Genomic DNA, 24394 nt, shown 5'->3' with positions numbered 1-24394 from the left:
GCTTGCTCTACTAGTCAGGCAACGGAAGTATTGTAGCAGACCCCATGCAATCCGTTATCAGTTATGCGGAGGAACTAAAATTCAAGCAAATTCAGTCTTCTGAAGGAAGGACATCGGGATATAGAGGAACTCTGGCAATGCAGAGATGGCAGCAATTGACCGAAATTTAGCAGTGTTGCCTGCCATGCTTGGGCAAGCAAGATGTGCCGTAGTCATAATTTAAACGGGTATTGGAATAGGCCATGATGTGGCTGATTGAATTTTTGCAACAGGTGGGCATGACGCTGGCTCAAGTACTGGCCATGCCCTTATTCGAGTTGGGGGGGAAGCCAGTCTCACTGACTTCCATCCTGATCTTGATTCCCCTGGCGATCGGGGTTTTTACCCTGGCCCGTGTGCTCAGCCATTGGATCAACCTCACCCTGCTGACGCGACTGGGTCTTGATCGAGGGACCCGAGAAGCTATCTCTACGGGGGTCAGCTATGGCCTGATCGCCCTGGGATTAGTGATTGTGCTGCAGTCCCTGGGCTTCAATCTGAGTTCCCTGGCGGTTCTGGCCGGTGTCCTGGGGATTGGGATTGGGTTTGGGCTCCAGAGTCTGGCCAGTAACTTCATTAGCGGCATTACTCTCCTGTTCGAGCGACCGATTAAGGTGGGCGACTTTATCGAAGTTGAGAAATTGCTAGGGACAGTAGAGAAAATTTCCATCCGATCGACCACGATTCGGACCTTGGACAATGTGTATGTCATCGTTCCCAACAATTACTTCATCGAGAACCAGGTGGTGAACTGGAGCTACCAGGATCGGAAGTATCGCCTCCATATTCCAGTCGGTGTGGCCTATGAGTCTGATCCAGTGGCGGTGACAGAAGCTCTGCTGGCAGCAGCCCGCAAAGAATCCCAGGTTCTCTCCCATCCTTCCCCCAAGGTCTGGTTGGCGGGTTTTGGCGATAGTGCCCTCAAGTTTGAGTTACTCGTGTGGATTGGCGATCCGCCGGAAACCTTCAACGTCAAGAGTTCACTCAACTTTCTGATTGAGCAGGAATTTCGCAAACGCCACATCGAAATTCCGGTGCCCCAGATGGATATGCGGATTCGCAATTTGCGGGAGTTGGGGACCATGCTGCATACCCACCAGGAGCCAGAATCAGCGACAACTGGGCTAGCGAGCGAGGGGATTTCCCTCGACACATTGAAACTAACCACCCAGTCCACCCATGGCTGGACTTTGCGGGTGTTGTTGCGGCGGATCACCTACTTTGAGCAGTGCAGCGATGCCGAATTGCGGATTCTGGTGGAACACGGCTATCGGGAGTTCTACTCCAAAGGCCAGGTGATTTGCCAGGAGAATGATCCGGGTGAATCTTTCTATATCATTCTGTCCGGTTCTGTGGAAGTGCTTTCTCAGCGCATCAGCAAATATATTGCGACCTTGCATACAGGGGAGTTTTTTGGAGAAATTGCCCTGTTAACAGGAACTCCCCGCTCGGCCACAGTCCGGGCAATGGAAGATACCATTTTATTTGTGGTCGATCGGGGGGATTTGCAGAAGCTGCTGGGTCAGCATCGGGATCTGGCCGAGCAAATCGCCCACAAACTGGCAGAACGGCAGCAAGTGTTACAGGATCTCGGTTTACTGGATGAAGGGATGTTGCAACAGATGGGTGAAACGCCCTTTTCCTGGATTCGACGGCGGATTCAAACGATTTTTGGGATTTAGGAATTTGTCATTATTTATGGATTGGCAGGAAATTGCCGGTAATTGGGTCTTAGTTCCCAGACGCCAGACGGCGATCGTTCACTTTCTAGGGGGTGCTTTTGTAGCCAGAGCACCCCAGGTGACCTATCGGCTACTGCTGGAGCATCTGGCCCAGCAGGGCTATGTGATTGTGGCCACGCCATTTGTCAATACCTTCGACCATCGGGCGATCGCCCAGGAGGTGCTGCTCCAGTTCGAGCGGGCTTTGGTGCGGTTGCAAGACCGGGATCTGTTGGCGCAACGCTACCTGCCGATCTATGGCCTGGGTCACAGTATGGGCTGTAAGTTACACCTGCTGATCGGAAGTCTGTTTGCTGTGGAGCGGGCTGGCAATATGCTTCTGTCCTACAATAACGCTGCCGCCAGAGAGGCCATTCCCCTGCTGGAGCAATTTTCTACCACTTGGTCCCAGTGGTCCGGGCCTATGTCTGTGGAGTTTACCCCCTCGCCCCTGGAGACCAATGTGCTGATTTCCCAGGGCTATCGGGTGCAGCGGAACCTGCTCGTTCAGTTCACGGATGACACGATCGACCAGTCTGCGGGGCTGTTAGGACTGCTGAGCGATCGCTTCCCTGGCATGGTGACCCTACAGAAATTGCGGGGTAACCATCTCACACCCCTGGGTCAGGATCTGAAGTGGCAGCCCGGAGCCAGTTTCACCCCTCTGGATGCGATCGGGCAGTGGGTGCGCCAGGAGGTGTACCGGGATTTGAACCACCTGAAACGCACGCTTCTGGGTTGGCTCGATCCCTTCTCTTTGAAATCCGATCGGGAATAAGCAGGTACTCATCCCCGATCCCCTCCCAGGAGGGGATGGGTGTAGTCAGGTGGAGGTGACAGCGATCGGAATCTCGATGATAAACTCGGTGCCCTGGCCCAGGACAGAGGCGCAGTGTAGTCTGCCGCGATGCTTCTCCACAATCACCTGGTAGCTGATCGACATCCCCATGCCGGTGCCTTTGCCGATCGCCTTGGTGGTAAAGAAGGGATCGAACATTCGCTGGCGAACGGTCTCGTCCATACCGGGGCCATTGTCGGCAATCCGAATCCGGACTGTCCTTGAATCAGCTAATTCTGTGCCAATGCGAATTTGCTTGTTCCAGGTGTTGTCCTCCGTCAAGGGCAGGGGGATAGGTTGTTGCTGCAACCGTTGCTCCTGCTCTTCCAGGGCGTCAATGGCATTGGCCAGGATGTTCATGAAGACCTGGTTTAATTGACCGGCATAGCATTCGATCGGAGGCAAATCGCCATAGTCCTTGACTACCTTGATCGCGGCTGAATCAGCATTGGCCTTCAACCGATGTTGTAGAATCATCAGGGTCGAATCCATGCCCTCATGTAGGTCAACCGTTTTAACGGCGGCTTCATCCAGACGCGAAAAAGTGCGGAGCGATCGAACAATATCATTGATGCGATTCACCCCCACCTGCATGGAACTGAATAACCGGGAGAGGTCTTCCAGCAGAAACTCTAAATCAATTTCTTCTTCTCTGGCTTGAATTTCCGGTGTTGAGAGGCTAGGCTGGGATCGATACAGGTGTAACAGGTCCAGCAGGTCTTTCAGATAGCGATTGGCGTAGCTGATGTTGCCCCGAATAAAATTTACAGGATTATTGATTTCATGGGCCACCCCGGCCACCAGTTGTCCTAGTCCTGACATTTTCTCACTCTGAATCAGTTGCATTTGGGCCTGTTGCAGATCCTGTAGAGTGGCTTCCAGTTGGGCTGTCCTGGCAACGAGCTGTTGTTCCGACTGTTGTAAGGCGCTCTCGGCCTGTTGCCGCTCTTTGATCTCCCTTTGTAAGCACTGCATGGTCATTTGCAGATCCTGATTGACTTCAGCCAGATGGGTCAGGTTTCTCTGCAATGCGTTCTGAGACAGATCCAGGTTTTCTAACAGGCCATTCATGTCTCTGGCCAGAACTGATAACTCATCGTTTCCGGGCAGGGAGAGGCGCAGGGACAAATCCTGGCTGGCGCGGATCTTCCGCACACCCTGGCTGAGCCGACCCAACCGAGACAGCACTAGCCGTTCCAGCAACAGCAGCGTCACGCCTCCAAAGACCACCCCCACGATCGCGATCGTCAGGATTAACTCCTGCTGGCTCCGACGGCTCTGTTGATAGATGGTTCTGGGAATCTCAATCCTCAGCAGCAGGCCAGACTGTTGATAGATATCGGGCAACAGCACATATCCCCCCAACGACTTTTCACTCAGGGGTGCGATCGCGATCGGAGATTCGGGAGAGAGGCGAGGTTGGACGGTTTGAAAGTCGAGGGGTAAGTTGGGATGGTTAGCAGGGTAGGCCGAGAGGGAGAGTTGGGTTGCCTGGGATAAATCAGTAATCGATTTAGAGTCGAGATAGCGACCAAAAATGGCGGTTCCTCGTACCGGACCTTTGCCTTCTGACGTGAGAATGGGTTGGGCCGTCAGCAACATCGGGCCTTCCGGCAGCACCACAATTCCGGTTAACGTCGCTTGCCTGGTTTGGGATGCTTGGATCAGGGGGTCCGTGGCTACAAGTCGTTGCTGCAACCCTTGTGGAACGGGTAATAGTTGCTTTTTTTTTAGATCGAACCCAGAGCCGAAAACAATGCGATTTTTAGTATCAATAAATAGAATCAGATTGACTTTGAGATTCGTAAACTGTCCGGGCACTAAATTGGATTTGATGTAACTTTCGTCCCGATTTTGGATAAAGGCATAGGTGTCATCCCAGGCAGACCAGTCGCTGTAGCGGGCGGCAAAGGCTTTCTTATCCTGGCCCAAAACACTCAGAACCCCCTGAATGGTTTGGGTGGCACTTTGTTGCTCGGCCTGCTTCAGGCTCTCTGAAAGGATGGTGAGGGAGCCCAGGTATAACCCACCCACTAAGCCGCTCAAGGTGACACTCAAAATCAGGAGTGTTTTTTGATATAGGGTTAACTGTTTGAAGGAGTTGAGGGGATTAAAGGGCATGGACCCCTGAGGTTTCTGAAGCTGTTTCGATCGGTTTTGATCGATCTCTCCAGATTCAATCTGAGCGAGGGAGTGTTGCATCTTCATAACCTTATAATTTTTGCTTTTAATCGCCCCCTGTTTTATAGATGGGTGCCCAGCAGAGTGGTCAGGGGACATGAATAGTAAAACTAGCTCTGGGATTGACAACCCGCAGCCTTATCCGCGCGATTCACTGCAAAATTGATGGATATGAATCACAGCTTAATTCCTCATCTCCCCCTGGAATGTAATTTTGAGTAGGGTGACCAGTGATTAATCGCACACCTGACATAGGAGGGTTGCAAGCAATGTCGCCTGCAGGTTTGAGCTTGGGTTTCAAGATCGAGGTCTGATGGGAGATGCATCCCCTGGAACGGTGCTGTTCAGGGAAAGGGATCACCCTGATTCCAACTGCCTGCAGCGCCAGTTCAAACAATCAATACCAGTATAAACACTGATTATAAAGAAATTGTGGAGTCAAAACGATAACCATGACTCGTCTCCTCTTCTTGGCGGAACGCTTCCCCCCGGATATCGGTGGATTAGCCGTAAGTGCCGATCGGATCACCCAGGCGCTCTGTCAGTTGGGCCTGGAGGTGGATGTCCTGGTCTGGAGTCGTTACCTGCAACCGGGGGAAGTTCGCCCCCCAGATCCAGAGGCCCAGCCCTGGCTGCCCCAGATCTACCGGGTGGGACTCTACCGTAACTGGGATATGTCTATGCCCCATACCGTGAATGTACTGGATTGGCTGCATCAGACCCGTCAGTACGATGCTGTCTGGGGCCATTACCTCTTTCCCGCCGGGTTTCTAGCCGTTTGGTTTGGGACTTTGAAGGGGCTACCCAGTACGGTCAGTGTGCGGGGGAATGATCTCGATCGGGGACTCTTTCCGCCCGGGGATTTTGCCCGCCTACAGTGGACCCTGGAGCGGGCCTCTCTGGTGACATCAGTCAGCCAGGATCTGGCCCATAAAATCCGCTGTCTGACCCAGCGGCAGGATGTGCTGGTGATTCAGAACGCCGTGGATATGGATGTGTTTCAAGCAATTGACTCCCCTACTGCTTCCCACCGGGCCGCCCTTGGGATTGCCCCGGATGAAGTGGTGCTCGGCTTTTCTGGTGAACTGCGGCAGAAGAAGGGGCAGGCGTTTCTGCTGCGGGCGCTAGCGATGGTGCAGCAACATCGTCCAGCCTGCCTATTGCTGATTGGTGAAGTCAGGCCCAGTCAGGACGGAGCCCTGCAGGCTTTCGCAGCCCAATATCCAGAGGCTGCCCAACGTATCATTGTCACGGGCCATTTGACCGAACCAGCAGCCGTTGCCCAGCATCTGCGCCTCTGTGATCTGTATCTCCAACCCTCTCTCTGGGAGGGCATGCCCAATGCCCTGTTGGAGGCGATGGCCTGTGGGTGTGCTGTGATCGCCAGCGATGCCGGGGGCATTCCAGAAATCATCGACCATGGCCAGAATGGGTTTCTCCTGGCCCGCTCACAACTGCACCATCTGGGAGAAGCCGTCCTGGAGTTTCTAGCCCTCGATGCAGCGACCCGCGATCGCATCCGCCAGGCGGCCCAGGCCCGCATCCAGGCTGAATTTTCCCCAGAGCAGGAACGACAGCGGCTTCAGTCCGTGATCGCTCGCCTAATCCCCAGCCCTTCATAAGCTTTGATCAGGGCTGCCCCAGCCTGCTGCCAGGTGTAGTGGTGTTCGATCCGCTGACGGGCGGCCTGGGAGAGTCTGCTGCCCAGGTCTGGTTCAGTTTGGAGCTGCACCATCGCATCCTTGATCCCCTTGGCAGAACCCGGTTTGACCAGCAGAAAATGCTCCCCATCCCGGCCCAACTCCCGCACCACTGGCAGATCCGTGGCAATGACCGGTGTGCCAGACGCCATCGCCTCCAGAATTTTGAGCGGACAGCAGCCCTGCCCCTGGTTGCGATCGTTCGCGGTCAGAGGAGCCACGATTGCAGCAGCCTGGTGCATCTGGCCCACCAGTTCCGCCTGAGTCATGGGACCGAGAATCTGAACCCGATCGGTCAGATCTAATTTTTGTGCCAGTTGTCGCAAGCCCGCCACCTGGGAGGGGCGAGATGGCCCCACGATCGTCAGATCCCCCGGAAAGTCCCGACAGAACAGCCCCAGGGCCTCCACCGCCAGCCCCACCCCCTGCCAGCCCGCCAGCGTCCCAAAGTACAGAACCCCGTAAATCCGCGATTTATCGCGGATCTGAGAGTCATGGATCTGAGAGTCATGGATCTGAGAGTCATGGATCTGAGAGGCGCAGATCAGGTCCATCTCCAGACTCCTGCTGATCAGAGGAGCCTGATACTGGAAAATCTCCAGATCCACCCCATTCGGGATGACCCGAATTTTCCCCGGAGCCACCCCCCGCCCCTCCAGATAGGCCCGAGTCACCCGACTCGGGGTAATAATCAGATCTGCAGCCTCCAGACAGATCTGTTCCTGAGCCAGCAGTTTCTGCATCAGCTCTCGATCGTCCACCACATCCGGATAGCGGTACTTCAACTCGATCGAGGGCAGTCCATTTACCTCAAATACCAGAAAATCGCACCAACGGGATTTGTGCTGGACGATCGGAAACCCTTCATAGATGGAGCGGATATGAATCACTTGAAACCGTCGGCCCTGGAGCCAGATGCCCAATTCCTGCCGAAAATGGAGTACCCGATCAATAAGGGTTTTGCCGATCGCGGGTAGGGCTGTCTGACTGACCTGAGGCCAGGGTTCTGCCGTGGTTCGCTCTGGGGTTGCTGAGACTGTGACCAGTTGGACCGATCCAAAGCCCTGAGCCAGGGACTGCACAAAAGCCCCGATATGGATGGCTGCGCCCTTGGGAGCCGGTACGGTATCAAAGGAAAGGTAGGCCAGCAGGTCTGAAGATGCCGCAGAATTATGAAAATTCATTAAAAAAATTAAGATTTATCCAGAAAAACGGGCGCGGTTCAAGGCTATAAAGGATGTGTCCGGAGTCCAGGGCTTGCCTATGGCTATTGATGTCACGACCTTTTCTAAAAGCCTGACTTACACAGCCGCCATCCCCATTGCCGCGATATTACAGGATTTGCAGCAGATTGCAGCCCTCGATCAAGTGGCAGAAGTCCAGCAGAAAAAATTCAACTGGTTGTTGGGCATCTCTGTTGTTGTGGCTATCATGTCCTGCTTTCTGCTGGCTACTGGTGTTGGGTTCATTCTCCTGCCCCTGTCGGTTAGTGCGGCTATTTACAGTGGGGTGCAGGCAGCGAAATATAGTCGTTTGAATGTGGATAATGCCCGCTACGAGTTGCTCAAGCGGCTACTCCAGATGTTGGGCCGGGATTTGCAAACGGGTAGCGAGATCGAAACGGTACTCATCCTCAGTTCTCCGACCGATAAAAGTAAGAAAACAACGACGGTCGCCCATCGATACCGCTCTGGGTGGAAGGTCGATTTATTTGAAGACCCCTGGCTGAAATTACGGGGACGCTTTGCTGATGGTACGCGCTTTTGCATGACAGCCACTGAACTGGGTCAGACGGCCTATGGTTGGAAACGGGGTAGAAGTGGTAAGAACAAGTACAAGAGCAAGACGAAATCGAAGGGGACGGAACTTGCGGTGACCCTGACCTATTCCCAGCGCAAATACGGAGCAGTGAAAGTCCTGCAAGACTCCTGGCAGAATGCGATCAAGTTGCCAGCCGGTGTGCGACTGAAGCGGGTCAGGCTGACGGATAAAGGGATGTTGCTCCAGGTAACCGCACCGCCAGATATGACCCCTGCCAGGGACAATCTCTACAAAACCGTAACGATGATGTTCCTCAGTCTCTATCAGGTGCTCAACCTGGCCCGTGTCCTCTCCAAACCCAAACAAGCCTGACTGCCATGTCCTCTCTCCCCTATATCCTGACGATCGGGGGTTTATCCCTCCTGCTCTCCAGCCTCCTGGGTTGTGTTGGTATTCAGACCACCGCACCTCTGACCAATCCCATCAATTCCCCGGTGGTCCAGACTGCCCAGGCTCCAACTCCCCAATCCAGTCCGGCTCAGGTGAAGTTCAAGGTGGAGGACAAAGCAGCTTTTGAACTAAAACTCAGGCCCGATGGGGCAAAGCTGGTTGATGCGTCTGACAAAGAGGTGGCCCGGTTTAAAACGGATGGGGCTGGCAAAGTCAAGATCAAAGACGGGGCCGATCGGGAATTGGGGTACATCGTTCCAGAAAAAGCGACCTGGAAGGTCAAAAGTGCAGACCAGTCCAAAGTTTTGTATGTGTTGCGGCGTCAGCAGGATGGGGATTACAAGCTGGAAGATGGAGCAGATCAGCCGATTTACCGGATTAAAGCCCGTGACTATGGGTTTGAACTGGAAACACCGGCTCAGCAATCCCTGTACAAGGTCAAAGTGAAGGACGGTAAAATTTCCCTCCGCGATCGGGCGGATAAAACTGTCTTGTCTACCAAGTCTCAGTTTGCACCCATTGCCATGGCCTGTTTTGGTTTTGATGTTTTGAAGCAGGAGCAGAAAGCAGCGCTGGCCTATGCCGTCAACCGTTCAGGAGGCCAGTAACCTGTGCTGATTCAGTTGTGTTGGACCAATCTGGAGACAGGTGAAGAACGGCGATCGGTGCTGCAGACGCCGATTGCCCTCGGCAGTGATCCTGATCGGATGCCCGCAGACATCGCCGGAACTCCAGTTTCAAAGCTGACTTTGGCAGGGAGCCAGGTGCTTGGGTTTCATGCCCTGATTGAGTCCCAGCATGATCAACTTACCATTTCGGCCCAGACGCCTGCTGCTGAACTGAGTATTAACAGTGCTCCGGCCATCGAAGGGACGCTGGAATTGGAAGACTACCTGCAAATTGGAGCCTATCAGATTCAGTTGCAACCTGCTCCTCAGGGGGCTCAGGCTGGATGGGAGTGCGATCGCATGGTCGGTTTCCTGATCAGGAAACGCTGTGGACGGACTACGACTGTGGATTGCCCCAACTGTAGTCGGGGTTATCAGAATGATGACCCTTACTACTATGACCATGTCTACTATCCTCATTATGGTTATTACCATGGCTACTGGGGAGGGGAATACTACGACAACCGCGCTCGGTATGACTACGACCCCACCACCGGCAACGTTGATTTCACAGAGGCTGACGCTGCTATGCTGGGCAATGAAGCCGATATGGATTTTGAGCAGGATATGGGTGCAAGTTGAAGCAGGGCTGCTGGCTAATCTACGCATTGGGAGGCGGCTGGGGACATCTAACCCGTGCCCTGTCTCTGGCCCGTGTGGTAGCACGGCAGTATTCGGTGAAGGTGCTGACTAACAGTGTCTATGCGGCAGGGTTGCCTGCTGAAGAGGGAGCTCACCTGCATATCATCCCTCCTAAGGCTGGGCTACGGGCTACCTGTCGGCAGGTGGAGCAGCTGATTCATGATCTGGATTATTGCTGCCTGGTCGTGGATACCTTTCCCCGAGGGCTGGGGGGTGAGTTAGCCAGCATGCCGCGACAGAAGCATGGGATTCCTCGGGTTCTGATTCATCGGGATATCAGTCCGAAATATGTGGAGTCGAAATACCTGCGAGCTTTTGTGCTGACCCAGTTCGATCGAATTCTGGTGCCTGGTGAGTGTAACCTTGGTGCTCAGCAGACGGATCCCAATCAGAATTTGCCCCTGGCTGATCTGCCTCAGGTTCATCACACCCTTCCCTGGTTGATTCGGGATGCCCATGAGTTACCTGACGAAGCCACAGCCCGATCGCACCTGCGATTGCCAGCAGCGCTTTCTAAGAAGGTGGTGCTCGTGCTGGCTTCGGGTCGGGTGGAGGAACTGCCCTGGTTTGGTGAAGTTGCCAGAACCCTGGCTGACTATCGCCCGGATCTTGTGGTGCGGCTGCTGTCGGTGACCTGTCCCGATAACTGTCCGCTAGAACTCTGGGTGACCCACTGGCCAGCGATCGAAACCATGATTGTGGCAGATGTGGTGATTGGCAGTGCCGGTTATAACACCTTCTATGAATGTCAGGCCCTGGGAGTGCCTCTGGTGGCGCGCCCTTTCTGGCGGCTCTACGATCGTCAAAGTGCCCGCATCCAGCGCTGGCTGGGCTACCAGAGTCAGTCATCTGCGCTGGACTGGCCGGTGATGTCGGTTCAGGATACGCGGGGAGTGGTGCTGGCTGTGGAGAAGCTGCTGCAGCGAGAACGGCCTCATACCGTTCCCACCTTCGTCAACGGTGCGATCGCGGCCATGCAGGAGATTGAACAACTGCTTAATGGGGGTTGATAGAATCTGTCCTTCTTGTTGCCGCCTCTACAAGGGGCTGACTTTGGCCCGAAACAACAACCGTTTTCCCTGGCAATAACCCGTGTAACGAACCCGAACCCTGGCTCCAGGTTGGACTGTCCCTTCCATGAGCTGGTGGTACTGGGGGTCATAGGGGACTTCACTGCCTACAGGCCCGATCGCGACTACCCCCCACTGCTGCAGCAACTGCTCGATCGGACGGACCAGGGGTAGCAATCGGATGGCAGGGGCCTGGGGATTCTGTTGGGCAGCATAGGCAGCAGTGGGCCACTGCATCAGCCAGGATTCTAGGGTTTGCAGGCTGGCCTGCTGAAATTCGGCCAGGAGGGTGTGCTGTTGCGCCTCCAGTTGTTTCTGCAGGCGCTGGTATTCTTCCCGCAGCATGGCCAGAGACTGTTCCAGGGGATCTGGCTGTGGATCTGGTTGGTGGGCTTCTGTTGAACTGAAGGTGTCCAGTAGTTCTGGTAAAGAAATCTGCAGGGCCTGACTCAGCCGGGTGAGCCGATCGACCCGCATTTGTTGAATCCGTCCCTGACGGAGCTGGGTCACCTGCCATTCCGAGACCCCGGCTGTTCTAGCAAGTGCAGCAAAGCTGGGAATTCCGGCTTGGTGCATCAGGGAGGACAGACGATCGGTGGGGGAGAGGTGATGGGTCATCGGGCTTGGTGGGGTTGCTGCATTTGGCGTAGTAGAGTCGTTGCATGCAACGACTCTACTACGCCAAATGCATTTTCAACACCGATTTTGGGGCTCGTCTCACCCGACAGCGGATGGTTTCATGGCCGAGTCGGGTGCAGGCTTCAAACCGGTGACAGCCAGAAAACCCATAGTACTGACCCTCGACTTCCAGGATGTCAATCGGCTCCCGTAAACCCTCTTGCTGAATGGACTCCATCAGAGCTTGTACCTTCGCCGGATCGTTCTGACGCATCAGCGGACGGCGGATCAAATGCATGGGAATGTCTGCAACTCTCATCGTGAAGATACTCCATTACAACTTTGGGATGCTTTAATCATAGTCGTAATGAGTATGGGTTGTGTTGGCCCTGGCAGTCGGTCAATTATAAATTGACGGGTAGTTCAAATCCAGATCAGTGATTAGGGTTAAATTTTGATGGCTCGAAGACCCGCAAAATTTTCCTGACGGGGCACTAGCGCCACCCGGCTCGATCCATGATCTTGAGGGCAGCCGCGTTATTTTTGCCAAACACCGCCGCATCCATCAGATCGGACTTGAAGCTGCCAAAACTGGCCAGTACCGGGTCCAGAGCGACACCTTTCACGACTGGATACTCATTGTTGCCGCTGGCGAAAATTTGCTGGGCCTCGCGACTGACCAGGTACTCCAGGAATTTGAGCGCGGCTTCTGGGTTTCTGGCAGTTTTGACAACGCCTCCACCACAAATGTTGACATGGGCACCCCGATCGCGCTGATTGGGGAAGAATACTCCCAGCTTCGCTGCGATGGCCTTTTCTTCTGGTTTGCTGGATTTCGCCAGGCGAACCATGTAATAGGTGTTGGCGATCGCAATATCTCCCACGCCTGCTGCTGCGGCTTTGATCTGGGCGGTATCATTGCCTTCTGGATTGCGGGCAAAGTTGGCGACCAATCCCTTGGCCCAGTCTTCTGTTTTCTGCTCCCCATGGGCATGGAGAATGGAGCCTGTCAGAGACTGGTTATACACATTACTGGAGGAGCGGATCAGGATGCGGCCTTTCCATTTCCCATCGGCTAGGGCTTCATAAGTGGTCAGATCCGAGGGCTTCACCTTTTCTTTGTTGTAGACAATCACCCTGGCTCGTCGTGAAAGGCCGAACCAGTATCCTCCGGGGTCCCGCAGGTTGACGGGGATCGAGGTCTGTAAGAGGCGAGAGCGCACAGGTTGCAGAATTCCGGCTTCTCTGGCGCGCCAGAGATTCCCGGCATCAACGGTAATCAACACATCCGCCGGACTGGCGGCACTCTCGCTCTTAATCCGCTCAATCAGTTTGGCTGCATCGGCCTCAATCAGGTTGACCTTAATGCCCGTTTTTTGGGTAAAGCCTTCATAGAGGGCACTGTCGGTATCGTAATGACGGGCTGAATATAAATTCAGAACCCGATCGCTCTGGGCCACGCTACTCCCCATTCTGGCAAGCTGGCTGGCGGCCACGGTGGCAATCGCCGTACTCCCCCCTAAAAATACCCGTCTGGAAATGGTCATAATTTCTAGCTCCCTTATAAACAATACTCAGCTCGATCGGGTCCCGCCGTTTTGAATGGGGGCACAGCTTTGCCCAAACCCTTGGGGGGCAGGCAGTTTAAAAACAGAAAAATTCTCACTAGGTCATAAGAAATGACCCCAATAAGATCCCATTTAATGGGGATAAAAACCTTTGGCCTGATAAAAATAAGTCTCAGACAAAGATTCCTGTATGAATATGACAGTAAAACGATTGGGAATAAACGTCAAGCTTATTGAGATAAAGTCTCAATATGTTCTCGGGAGGATTATTCGAGACCTGGCAGTCATACTGTGCGATCGTCATCAAATCCTTAGAAAAAGAATGCAACGAACGACGCAAAGTGAAGAAAGCCTTTACAATGGTCTGGATTTAAACGTTGTGACTTTTCCCAGCCTATGCCCCGCCGCACCGACCTGCATAAAATTCTGCTGATTGGTTCCGGACCGATCGTGATCGGTCAGGCCTGTGAGTTTGACTACTCCGGTACCCAAGCCTGCAAAGCGTTGCGGGATGAAGGCTATGAAGTTGTTCTGGTTAACTCGAATCCGGCCACAATCATGACGGATCCCGAAACCGCAGACCGGACCTATATCGAGCCGCTGACGCCAGCATTGCTGGAGAAAATTATTGAGAAGGAGCGTCCCGATGCGCTGCTCCCTACGATGGGAGGGCAGACCGCTCTGAACCTGTCGGTGGCTCTGGCAAAACAGGGCATCCTGGAGAAGTATGGGGTGGAGCTAATTGGGGCCAAGCTGCCTGCGATCGAAATGGCTGAGGACCGGAAGCTGTTTAAGGAAGCCATGGAGCGAATTGGTGTGGCGGTCTGCCCATCCGGTTTGGCCAATACCATGGCTGAAGCGAAGGAAATTGCCCACCGGATTGGCACCTATCCCCTGATTATCCGTCCCGCATACACCCTGGGGGGCACGGGTGGGGGCATTGCCTACAACCAGGAGGAGTTTGAAGAAATCTCCCAGTCGGGTCTGGATGCCAGTCCAGTGTCTCAGATTCTGGTCGAGCAGTCGCTTCTAGGCTGGAAAGAGTACGAGCTGGAGGTGATGCGAGATCTGGCGGATAACGTGGTGATTATCTGCTCGATCGAAAATATTGATCCCATGGGGATCCACACGGGGGACTCGATCACGGTGGCTCCAGCCCAGACCCTGACCGATAAAGAATACCAACGGCTACGGGATGCGTCGATCAAAATCATTCGGGAAATTGGGGTTGAAACGGGCGGCTCTAATATTCAGTTCGCGGTGAATCCCCTGAATGGGGACATGATCGTGATCGAAATGAATCCGCGAGTGTCCCGCAGCTCGGCGTTAGCTTCTAAGGCCACCGGATTCCCGATCGCCAAGTTTGCGGCCAAGTTAGCCGTCGGCTATACCCTGAATGAGATTCCCAACGACATTACCAAAAAGACACCGGCATCCTTTGAACCCACGATCGATTACGTGGTCACCAAGATTCCCCGCTTTGCCTTTGAGAAATTCCCTGGTTCGGTGCCGACCCTGACGACCCAGATGAAGTCGGTGGGGGAAGCCATGGCGATCGGGCGCACCTTCCAGGAATCTTTCCAGAAGGCGCTCCGGTCTCTGGAAACGGGGCGGGCGGGCTGGGGCTGCGATCGACAGGAAAAATTGCCCAGTCTGGAGCAGGTGCAGGCTGGTTTGCGGACTCCTAACCCGGAGCGGATTTTCACGGTTCGCCATGCCCTGCAATTGGGCATGGCTGTGGAGGATATTTATGAGCTAACAGGGATCGATCCCTGGTTTCTGGTCAAGTTTCAGGAACTGCTGGAAACGGAACGGCTGTTGAAGCGATCGCCCCTCCAGAGCCTGAATCAGGAACTTATGCTTGCGGTGAAGCGGCAGGGGTTCAGCGATCGGCAGATCGCCTTCGCTACGAAAATGACTGAGGATGAGGTGCGGGCTTATCGGAAGAGTCTGGGGGTATTGCCCGTTTACAAAACGGTAGATACCTGTGCGGCTGAGTTTGAGGCCCTGACCCCCTACTACTACTCGACCTACGAGGAGGAATCGGAAGTATTGCCGTCAGACCGGCGCAAGGTGATGATTTTGGGCGGTGGTCCTAATCGGATTGGCCAGGGGATTGAGTTTGATTATTGCTGTTGCCATGCTTCGTTTGCTTTGCGACAGGATGGGTTTGAGACGATTATGGTCAATTCAAATCCGGAAACGGTTTCGACGGATTATGACACCAGCGATCGGCTGTACTTTGAACCCCTGACCAAAGAAGATGTGTTGAACATCATTGAAGCAGAAAATCCGGAGGGGATTATCATCCAGTTTGGCGGGCAGACGCCTCTGAAGCTGGCTCTGCCTCTGCAGAACTTTCTCCTCAGTGGCCAAAGCTCGGCCCACAACACCCAGATCTGGGGTACATCCCCTGATTCAATTGATACGGCTGAAGACCGGGAGCGATTTGAGCGAGTGCTCCGCCAACTGGAGATTGCCCAACCTCCCAATGGGCTGGCCCGGAGCTACGAAGAAGCTCTGGCCATCGCCCAGAAGGTGACCTATCCTGTGGTGGTTCGGCCCAGTTATGTGCTGGGCGGGCGGGCGATGGAGATTGTTTACTCCGACATGGACCTGGAACGGTATATGACCTTTGCGGTTCAGGTGGAGCCGGATCACCCAATTCTGATTGACAAGTTCCTGGAAAATGCCGTTGAGGTGGACGTGGATGCGATCGCGGATCAAACGGGTCGTGTCGTGATTGGGGGCATTATGGAGCACATTGAACAGGCGGGGATCCATTCTGGGGATTCGGCCTGCTCTCTGCCCACGGTTACCCTCTCAGGGGCTGTGCTGGATACAATTCGCACCTGGACGATTCGGCTGGCTGAGTCCCTGAAAGTGGTGGGTCTGATGAATATTCAGTTTGCCGTCCAGGGAGAGCAGGTCTATATTCTGGAGGCGAATCCTCGCGCTTCCCGGACGGTTCCTTTTGTCTCCAAGGCGATCGGAGTGCCCCTGGCTAAACTGGCTGCCCGAATTATGTCGGGGCAGAGCCTGGAAGCACTCGGGCTGACGGAGGAGAAAGTTCCCAAATATATCTCGGTGAAGGAAGCCGTCCTGCCGTTTGAGAAATTTCCGGGGACGGACCCGATCCTGGGACCGGAAATGCGCTCTACTGGAGAGGTGATGGGGATCGATACGGACTTTGGAAAAGCCTTTGCTAAGGCGGAACTAGCTGCCAGTCAGCGAATTCCCTTATCTGGCACTGTCTTTGTCTCCATGAGCGATCGGGAAAAGCAGGCTGTGGTGCCGGTGATTCGGGATCTGATTGACCTGGGCTTCCATGTGATTGCGACGGATGGCACCCGCAAAGTGCTGCGGGACCATCATTTGGATGTAGAACTGGTGCTTAAATTGCATGAGGGGCGTCCTCATGTTCTGGATTGGGTAAAAAATGAGAAAGTGCAATTGATCATTAATACCCCATCCGGAGAAGAGGCCCATACCGATGCACGACTGATTCGGCGGACAGCACTGGCCTACAAAATCCCCATTATTACCACGATCGCAGGGGCCAAAGCGACGGCAGCAGCTATCCGCAGCCTGCAATCTCAACCCCTGGCTGTTAAGTCTTTGCAGGAGCATCTGGCTGGGGATATTTAGATCCCTCTCCAGCGGGGTGAGCTTAATCCAGGCTTAGCGGGCTGATTGCCGCTTCTCATCTTGCCTTAAGCAGGATAATTTATTTTGTTTTCAATGATGCAAATGGGAGCTGGATTAATGGGTAGTCTAACAATAGAGCCAACCCTGGGAGGTTTCTAAGAACTCTTAGCGGCTGACCCTGAAAGGTATACAAAACCTCTCAGGAATGTTACGATTGTTAACAAATAAGATTAAAATTAATGATTATGGAATAGTCGATGATCCTCTCTTCCTCACTATAATCATTAGTTTCGCCCCATTGCTTTGAGTCACCTTCTGGCTTCTTCATACAAAACCCTTTTTCTCATTCACACCTTAGTTTGGCTGGCTTGTCTGTTTGGGCTTTAGAGTTAGATTCCATCTAGTTTCACGGTTCGACAGTTTCGATAACGGTTTCAGAGTCAGCGATCCCCAGGCTCCCTGTTAACGGGCTAGGATGCGTCCTTGTCCTCGCTTTTAATTCTTTTCGCTTTGTTGCTCCAGGTTCGAATTCTATGAAAGTAGCCCAGAACTCGACCGATCCGGTCCGTACCTATCTTAAGGAAATTGGCCGTGTGCCTTTGCTCACCCATGAGCAGGAAGTTGTTTACGGCAAACAAGTTCAACGTCAGGCTCTGCTTGATGACGTGAGAGAGAAGCTCTTTGATCAGTTGGGGCAAGCGCCGACCCTGGCTGAGTGGGCCCAAGCTTCTGGTTTGTCCGAAGCAGAGCTGGAGCGCGCGATCGCGGATGGCGAACGAGCCAAGCAAAAGATGGTAGAAGCCAACCTGCGTCTGGTGGTGTCTGTCGCGAAGAAGTACATCAAGCGTAATGTGGACCTGCTGGACCTGATTCAGGAAGGTACCATTGGGATGCAACGCGGGGTGGAGAAATTTGATCCCACCAAGGGTTATCGGTTCTCGACCTATGCCTACTGGTGGATTCGTCAGGCCATTACCCGCGCCATCGCGGAAAAGGGCCGCACCATCCGGCTGCCGATTCACATCACAGAAAAGCTCAACAAAATCAAGAAGGCTCAGCGACACCTGGCTCAGCGCCTGGGTCGAGCGGCAACAGCATCGGAACTGGCGGCTGAGCTGGAGCTAACCCCCAAGCAGGTGCGGGAGTACCTGGAGCGGGCGCGTCTGCCCCTTTCCCTTGATCTGAGGGTTGGAGATAACCAGGATACTGAGCTGGGAGATTTGCTGGAAGATACGGGCATTTCCCCAGAAGAATTTGTCTCCCATGCGTCCCTGCGCACTGATCTGGAGCGGCTGATGGCTGACCTGACGCCACAACAGCGGGAAGTGCTGGCTCTGCGCTTCGGGCTGGAGGATGGCAAGGCCCTGACCCTGGCTAAGATCGGCGATCGACTGAATATTAGCCGGGAACGAGTTCGTCAGATTGAGCGAGAAGCGTTGACCAAGCTGCGTAAGCGCAAGGCTGACATGCGGGAATACCTGGCGAGTTAGGTTAGAAACTACTCCAGTTCTGGTTCGGTTCTACCTACTGATTTGCCGGAGCTGACTTGATACATTGGTGTGTAGAAATACATAGCGATTCAAATATCATCCCTATCCCATGGGGACGGCTCAACTGAGGAGGTACAAGGTGAGCAACTTCGAGAACCAAATTCCAACTTCATCTGCAAACACGCCTGACCATGGAGGTATCTTATGGCAGTATGTCCAGTCCCTGAGTCCAGAGACTGTTGCCCATCTCTCTAAGCCGGCTTCTACGGAAGTCTTTCAGGTGATGGAGCGGAATATTATGGGGTTGTTGGGAGCCCTGCCTCCGGACAATTTTGATGTGACGATCACAACCAATCGTGAGCATCTGGGTCGATTACTTGCTTCTGCCATGATGAGCGGATACTTCCTGCGGAATGCAGAACAGCGACTGAACTTTGAGAAGTCTTTTCAAGTGGCTGATTTTGGAAGCGCCGACCATTAAAGACCCGGCCTATTGGGCCTGAAGGTTAGATTTTTTCTGCAGGGGTGAACTATGTTCACCCCTGTTTGGTGTCTGGTGTCTGGCAGTTGGTATCTTGATGGAATCCGGTGACCCGCAGTTTTGATGCGGGGTCCTCTGGAGGAGGGTGAAGGGGAGCCGTACAATCGAGACATGAGCAGTGGTTACCCCGAATGAAAACTGCGGTAGTCGTGGCATTGCGGCAATTACTGCTCCAGTGGTATGAGCAGCAGGGGCGGGATTTGCCCTGGCGGCGGAGTCAGGATGTTTATGCGATCTGGATCTCGGAGGTGATGTTGCAGCAAACCCAGGTCCAGACTGTGATCCCCTACTATGAACGTTGGTTGACTCACTTTCCGACCCTGGGCCATCTGGCGACTGCGGATCAGCAACAGGTGCTCAAGATCTGGCAGGGGCTGGGCTACTATGCTCGGGCTCGTAATTTGCATCGGGCGGCTCAGGCGATCGTGCAGAACCATGGCGGACAATTTCCTGCCGACCTGGATTCTGTGCTGGCTTTGCCGGGAGTGGGCCGGACGACAGCAGGGGGGATTTTGAGTCTGGCCTTCAATCAACCTCTGGCGATTCTGGATGGTAATGTGAAGCGAGTGCTGGCCCGCCTCGTGGCTTTAGAGGTTCCCCCGGCGAAAGCGTCCCGCCAGTTGTGGCAGTTGTCCGAGGCCCTGCTTGATCCGCATCGACCTCGGGACTATAATCAAGCCCTGATGGATTTGGGAGCAACGGTCTGTACCCCGCGCGCACCCACCTGCCTCCAATGCCCCTGGAACAGCCATTGCCAGGCCCATCAACTCAATTTACAGGCAGAATTCCCCATGACTGAAACCCGTGCACCATTGCCTCACAAACAGATTGGTGTGGCTGTGATCTGGAATGATCAGGGTCAGGTGTTGATCGATCGCCGACGGCAGGAGGGTTTGCTGGGAGGGCTGTGGGAGTTCCCTGGCGGTAAGGTGGAGCCGGAAGAGACGATCGTGGACTGTATCCAGCGAGAAATCCGGGAGGAACTGGGGCTGGAGATTGCTGTGGGAGAGCACCTGATTACGGTCAATCATGCCTATACCCACTTTCGGGTGACACTGCAGGTGTATCACTGTCAGTATCTCGGGGGTGAGCCGCAGCCCCTGGAATGCGAGGAAGTCCGTTGGGTCACCCTGGAGACGATCGACCAGTATCCTTTCCCCAAAGCCAATGTCCAGATTATTGAAGCTTTGCGCCAATGGGCGGCTGTGCAGTTGGCTGGAGATATTGGCAAATCCTGACAGAAATTGGCCCAAGAATGTTGCAAACTTTGTAAACTTTGTTTACATTAGTAAATAAGACTTAATGATAAGTCTGGCAAATGTCTTTTAAGGAGTCCTTACCATGGAAAACCAAAATCGTAACGGTTGGAGCTGGGGTTTCACGGCAGGTGCTGAAAACTGGAATGGTCGTCTGGCTATGCTGGGTTTTGCTGCTGCGCTGATTATTGAACTGGTCTCCGGTCAGGGCATCCTGCATTTTTGGGGCCTGCTGTAATCTAGTGTGAAATATTCCTGTGGCCGGTAGAGGGGTTGGATCCAACCCCTCTACCGGCCACGCCACAGGTAACTCCCCTATCGGCTACATCACAGGTAGGCTCCGCTAAGGCAGGTTCCGGTTAAATTCACCCCTTCCATCTTCGTGTCTTCTAATTCAGAGCATAAAAGGTTGGCTCCAGTTAGGTTGGCCCCAGCCAAGTTTGCACCCCGCAAGTCAGCTTCTTCCAAATTTGCCTGACTCAGAACTGCCCCTTGCAGATTGGCCTCACCAAGATTTGTGCCGACCAGGTTGGCCTGGCTTAAGTTACAACCGCGTAAATCCGCACCGCGCAGATCAGCCCCCTGCAGATTGGCTCCAGTCAGATTAGCACCACTGAGCAGAGCACCGATCAGGCTGGCCTGGGCGAGTTTGGCCTGCATCAGGTTTGCACCCCGCAAGTTGCAGCCCCGCAGATCTGCTTCTGTCAGGTCGGCCTGCATCAGGTTTGCACCCGGTAAGCTAGCTCGGAAATCTGTCCGGGTGAGCTGACATCCCATCAGGTTGGCTCCGTCCAATCGGGCTCCCATCAGTTGAGCTGCAGTTAGATCAGCCCCAACCAGATGGGCTCCAACAAAGTTGACCCCGCTCAAGTTCAAACCAGTCAGATCTTCATCTTCTAGATTGGCACCAGCGAGATGCTTCAATTTACCAGTTCGGAGGGCTTGAATATCCATAGAATGATCTCAGTTACAATCTGGTTCACTACGTTATTGAATGTGAGATCTGGGGCTCTGATTCAGAATCCAGCAACCAGATGCCAGCAGCAATTTTCGGAATATGGATCGGCAGGTTAAGCCCCTGCCGCAGGCCATCCACCAGTAAGGTGAGAATATCCACCAGTTTCGGGTCCCAACGATCGCCCTGCTCTGCCTGACAGGACGTTAAGGCCACATCCAGGAGTTGAAGGGGGTCTGAATCGGGCTGGGTGATGCGCAGATGATTCAGCCGTTGCTGAAACGCAGCCAGCAATCCCAAAATCCTCGACTCCAGCGGAATATCATCGCCAGCCAGCCCTGCAGGTTGACCCTGACCGTTCCACCATTCTGTCTGATGGGTGATGATGGTTGCGATCGCACGTAATCTGGGCATGGTGCGTAACACCTGAGTGCCAGATACCAGGTTGCAGGTGAGGGGGCAACTGGGGGCTTCTTGGGGGGGAGCGGTGCTGGGGGTGAGATAACTGTCCTGGCTTTGCAAATGGGCCAGACGGTGCAACAGGCCAGCCAGGCGCAGGCGGTGCACCTGCCAGGCGGGCAAATCTAGAAGCTGGCCCAGACTTTCAGCCAGGGTTGCCACTTCCGCTGCAGCCAGGGGATTGCTCACATCGGCCTGATCAATCAGTTGGGCTACCCTGAGGAAAGCCTGGAGCTCGTTCGAGAGTAGGTTATGGTGCAACCGATTCGAACTGGAGGCCCACTGAATGTAAGAGTGGCTTTCAAACGAGTCAGCTTCCTGCAGATAGTCCACCACGTGGGACACGGTATGGCACAAATCCTGGGGAGAATTGCTGGGGCTTGTCGTGACAATCTCTTGGACCTGAGCCTGTAAACTTGCCTGGAGTTGGGGATTGTATTGTCCAATATGCTCGATCGTCAGATTAATCGTTTCCACCACGAGCCCGGGTTCAAAAGTCCAGAAGCCATAAAACTTGCGTTCTAGATCTTGGGTTGGTTGTCCAACCACTGCATAGTCGGCAGCCGATAACTCCTGGCACAGTACCATAGCGGTGTAGGTGGGGGCCAGAATCATCAGATGCCATTCCTGGGCGACTGGATCGGTGGGGTCTAGGCTGACTAAGGCCACGTTCTCTTGCTGGCTGGTGGGGTGCTCCGTAAGACCCGTATCTGGGGCGGCCATAATCACAATCTGGCGAGATTTTTCAGCCATTCTGGCGTAGCGATCGGCCTCCTGCAGGTACCATTTGCCCATCTGAAAAGCAGCAATCACCAGGGGCGGCTCCTCGGTGCTGAGGATGCGATCTTCTAGGGCATGGCAGAGGGCAACCAGTGTGTTTTTATAGTAAACCCCGAAGTTGAGAGAGCGTTTGCCAACCTGGCCGGAATGGTGGGATGCCTTGAGCTTGTGAAGAATCGAGCCTTCTAACATGGGGGTGGACGACTAAAAGGACTTGAGGAATTTTAAACTTCAGAATGGATAGGGGCAGTGAGGTAATAGAGGCAGCAAGCTCTAAGAGGCAACCAGGGTCGCAGGCTGGGGTGGTTCGGACAGAATGGGCGCGATCAGGGCGGATTCTAGATCGGCTCGGCCCAGGCGTTGTTCCAAAATCGCCATCACTTCCCGCCCAAAATCATTCGGATTCTGCCGCCAGGCCTGGAGACAGACCTCCCCAAAAAAGGAGCCCAGCGGTTCCGGGTTCCAGAGTAGCTTTTTGGCCGTCCAAGGCATGAGACTCATCGGGTCATAGCCGGGACGAAGAATGCCTTGCTCAAAAGCATAGGTTTCCAGGTGGGTATGGGGTTGCAGGCCGATAAAGAAAATTGCTGGTTCCACCTTATCGGCTCCAAAGATTGTCTCTAGCTCCCGATGATAGGAGATCGTCTGGCGAATGGTTTCCGGACGTTCATCAATCACATTGAACGAGTAGTTGACTGAGACCAGGTCGTTAAAACCAGCCGCCTTTAGATCGCGACAGTTCTGGAGTACCGTGCGCAGGTTGTAGCCCATCCGCATTTTCCGCACCAGTTCTTGAGAGCCACTGGTAATCCCAATCTCAAAGTAATTCATGCCCGTCTTGACCATCAGCTCACAGAGTTGTGGCGTCAGGTTATCGGCCCGAATATAGGCAGCCCAGTGAATATCCTGCATCCCTGCATCGAGAATTTTCTGCAGGAGTTCGACCGTATCATCAATGAACTTGCGGGCTGGAATAAACTGAGCATCTGTAAACCAGAAATTGCGCACCCCCCGATCGTAAAGCTGGCGCATTTCTGCGACCACTTCCTCTGCCGGGTTAATCCGCACCTGTTTACCTTCAATGACGGTGTAAACACAGTAGCAACAGTTATGGGGACATCCACGCTTCGTCTGCACACCGACGTAAAAATCCTGATCCTGGAGATAATAGCTAAACTCAGGCCAGATGTGCTCAATATAGTCGTAGTTACAGGCTGTTTTTTCGATCGGAGTCGGAGCTTCGTGAATCAGGCGTTGACGGGGTTTTGTCTCTCCAACGACATAGCAACGTTCATCCCGAAAATCCTGGCCCCGCAGAAGTTTTTCCAGGAGAGATTCCCCTTCTCCAACGGAGACGATCGTTCCGGGGCGTAACTTTTGGCCCAACTGTTCGTAAAAAACGCTGACTGCACCCCCTCCAACCACAGTCTGCACGGTGGGACAGTACCGTTCAGCCCGTCGGGTCGCCCGTTTGATCAGGCCCAGGTTGCGCCAGAGTTCTGTGTAATAGGCTGTGGTGACCCGTAGTCCCCCCAGCGCTGCCCGCAGTCTGATCAGGGGATTGGGGGCATAATAGAACTCAAAGGCATACTGCAAGGGATTGCCCCCACGCCCACCGACTGGTGCATAAATCTGAATATCTCGCCATGAGAATACTAGGACAGTAGGCTGAAACTCATCTACACAGGTATCCAACCCCAGAGCATAGTCCAGGGGAGGCACAGTTCCCAGGTCAAAAATCCGTTGCTCAATGGCAGGAAAGATCTTGTGGACATGGTCAGCCAGATACACCACTCCGATCGGGAAAATCGGATTGCAAGGGAGACGAACGTAGAGGAGGCGATGATCCATTGCTACATCTTAAAAAGTATTTATATATCTTTACGATATCATTCTCTTCCGAGGTCCGCATGCTCATTTTTAGGCAGGAAGTCCTCGACTTTTTTTCTGTACCCCTGAGAGGCTGTGATTTTACGGAGTAGATGACCTGAGAAATACGGAAACCTCAA

General features: G+C 53.9%; 20 protein-coding genes. 12 read left to right on the top strand and 8 right to left on the bottom strand.

What is annotated here, in order from left to right; all coding sequences use genetic code 11:
* Positions 1-242 precede the first annotated feature (242 nt).
* Positions 243-1721 carry a mechanosensitive ion channel domain-containing protein gene (locus BST81_RS22950; protein ID WP_083637030.1) on the top strand — a complete coding sequence of 493 codons (1479 nt, stop codon included), beginning with the start codon at positions 243-245 and terminating at the stop codon, positions 1719-1721.
* A gap of 16 nt (positions 1722-1737) precedes the next feature.
* Entirely contained in the window at positions 1738-2538 is an 801-nt protein-coding gene (locus tag BST81_RS22945) for a DUF1350 family protein (RefSeq protein WP_075600849.1), read from the top strand.
* A gap of 45 nt (positions 2539-2583) precedes the next feature.
* Here the strand turns inward: BST81_RS22945 and BST81_RS22940 are convergent, their stop codons facing one another.
* Complete coding sequence (locus tag BST81_RS22940; RefSeq protein WP_171974835.1) at positions 2584-4800, bottom strand: CHASE4 domain-containing protein; 2217 nt, start codon at positions 4798-4800, stop codon at positions 2584-2586.
* Positions 4801-5231: 431 nt separating this feature from the next.
* Between BST81_RS22940 and BST81_RS22935 the strand changes: the two genes are divergently transcribed.
* Entirely contained in the window at positions 5232-6401 is a 1170-nt protein-coding gene (locus tag BST81_RS22935; protein WP_075600847.1) for a glycosyltransferase family 4 protein, read from the top strand.
* On the opposite strand, the gene BST81_RS22930 is transcribed toward BST81_RS22935, so the two are convergent.
* Positions 6362-7663 carry a glycosyltransferase family 4 protein gene (locus tag BST81_RS22930; RefSeq protein ID WP_075600846.1) on the bottom strand — a complete coding sequence of 434 codons (1302 nt, stop codon included), beginning with the start codon at positions 7661-7663 and terminating at the stop codon, positions 6362-6364. The genes BST81_RS22935 and BST81_RS22930 overlap by 40 nt on opposite strands.
* A 79-nt stretch (positions 7664-7742) precedes the next feature.
* On the opposite strand from BST81_RS22930, the gene BST81_RS22925 reads away from it, so the two are divergent.
* From BST81_RS22925 to BST81_RS22910, 4 genes are read left to right on the top strand one after another with little or no spacing between them, the layout of a single operon-like run.
* Positions 7743-8612, top strand: a complete 870-nt coding sequence (locus BST81_RS22925; RefSeq protein ID WP_083637028.1) for a hypothetical protein — start codon at positions 7743-7745, stop codon at positions 8610-8612.
* A gap of 5 nt (positions 8613-8617) precedes the next feature.
* Positions 8618-9298, top strand: a complete 681-nt coding sequence (locus tag BST81_RS22920) for a hypothetical protein (protein ID WP_075600844.1) — start codon at positions 8618-8620, stop codon at positions 9296-9298.
* A gap of 3 nt (positions 9299-9301) precedes the next feature.
* Positions 9302-9940 (top strand): hypothetical protein, encoded by a 639-nt coding sequence (locus BST81_RS22915; RefSeq protein ID WP_075600843.1) that lies wholly within the window; start codon positions 9302-9304, stop codon positions 9938-9940.
* The gene (locus BST81_RS22910) at positions 9937-11010 is read left to right on the top strand and encodes a hypothetical protein (protein WP_075600842.1); all 1074 of its coding nucleotides are present in this window, start codon (positions 9937-9939) and stop codon (positions 11008-11010) included. The genes BST81_RS22915 and BST81_RS22910 overlap by 4 nt, the downstream gene beginning before the upstream one ends.
* Positions 11011-11037: 27 nt before the next feature.
* On the opposite strand, the gene BST81_RS22905 is transcribed toward BST81_RS22910, so the two are convergent.
* The 3 genes from BST81_RS22905 to BST81_RS22895 form a co-directional block, all read right to left on the bottom strand.
* Entirely contained in the window at positions 11038-11688 is a 651-nt protein-coding gene (locus BST81_RS22905) for a helix-turn-helix domain-containing protein (RefSeq protein WP_075600841.1), read from the bottom strand.
* A 58-nt stretch (positions 11689-11746) separates the two neighbouring features.
* Complete coding sequence (locus BST81_RS22900) at positions 11747-12007, bottom strand: sulfiredoxin (protein ID WP_075600840.1); 261 nt, start codon at positions 12005-12007, stop codon at positions 11747-11749.
* 175 nt (positions 12008-12182) lie between these two features.
* Positions 12183-13235 (bottom strand): Fe(3+) ABC transporter substrate-binding protein, encoded by a 1053-nt coding sequence (locus BST81_RS22895; RefSeq protein ID WP_075600839.1) that lies wholly within the window; start codon positions 13233-13235, stop codon positions 12183-12185.
* 417 nt (positions 13236-13652) lie between these two features.
* On the opposite strand from BST81_RS22895, the gene carB reads away from it, so the two are divergent.
* The 5 genes from carB to BST81_RS22870 all read left to right on the top strand — a co-directional run bounded on the left by carB (position 13653) and on the right by BST81_RS22870 (position 20429).
* Complete coding sequence (carB, locus tag BST81_RS22890; RefSeq protein WP_075600838.1) at positions 13653-16904, top strand: carbamoyl-phosphate synthase large subunit; 3252 nt, start codon at positions 13653-13655, stop codon at positions 16902-16904.
* 533 nt (positions 16905-17437) lie between these two features.
* On the top strand, positions 17438-18394 hold the full coding sequence (locus BST81_RS22885) for an RNA polymerase sigma factor, RpoD/SigA family (protein ID WP_075600837.1): 957 nt from the start codon (positions 17438-17440) through the stop codon (positions 18392-18394).
* A gap of 139 nt (positions 18395-18533) precedes the next feature.
* Complete coding sequence (locus tag BST81_RS22880; protein WP_290439457.1) at positions 18534-18875, top strand: DUF760 domain-containing protein; 342 nt, start codon at positions 18534-18536, stop codon at positions 18873-18875.
* 191 nt (positions 18876-19066) lie between these two features.
* A complete protein-coding gene (gene mutY, locus BST81_RS22875) occupies positions 19067-20173 on the top strand; it encodes an A/G-specific adenine glycosylase (protein WP_075600836.1) in 1107 nt (368 codons plus the stop codon).
* Positions 20174-20276: 103 nt separating this feature from the next.
* The gene (locus tag BST81_RS22870; protein ID WP_075600835.1) at positions 20277-20429 is read left to right on the top strand and encodes a chlorophyll A-B binding protein; all 153 of its coding nucleotides are present in this window, start codon (positions 20277-20279) and stop codon (positions 20427-20429) included.
* Positions 20430-20518: 89 nt separating this feature from the next.
* Here BST81_RS22870 and BST81_RS22865 read toward each other — a convergent pair whose 3' ends face one another.
* The 3 genes from BST81_RS22865 to BST81_RS22855 all read right to left on the bottom strand — a co-directional run bounded on the left by BST81_RS22865 (position 20519) and on the right by BST81_RS22855 (position 24236).
* Positions 20519-21145, bottom strand: a complete 627-nt coding sequence (locus tag BST81_RS22865; RefSeq protein ID WP_075600834.1) for a pentapeptide repeat-containing protein — start codon at positions 21143-21145, stop codon at positions 20519-20521.
* 28 nt (positions 21146-21173) lie between these two features.
* Positions 21174-22577, bottom strand: coding sequence for a DICT sensory domain-containing protein (locus BST81_RS22860; RefSeq protein WP_075600833.1), 1404 nt, complete (start codon positions 22575-22577; stop codon positions 21174-21176).
* Positions 22578-22658: 81 nt separating this feature from the next.
* Positions 22659-24236 carry a photosystem II high light acclimation radical SAM protein gene (locus BST81_RS22855; protein ID WP_075600832.1) on the bottom strand — a complete coding sequence of 526 codons (1578 nt, stop codon included), beginning with the start codon at positions 24234-24236 and terminating at the stop codon, positions 22659-22661.
* Between the last annotated feature and the right edge of the window lie 158 nt (positions 24237-24394).

Source organism: Leptolyngbya sp. 'hensonii' (assembly GCF_001939115.1).
Lineage (GTDB): Bacteria > Cyanobacteriota > Cyanobacteriia.
The sequence above is the reverse complement of the archived record's forward strand: the minus strand, read 5'-3'. Positions and strand labels throughout refer to the sequence as shown.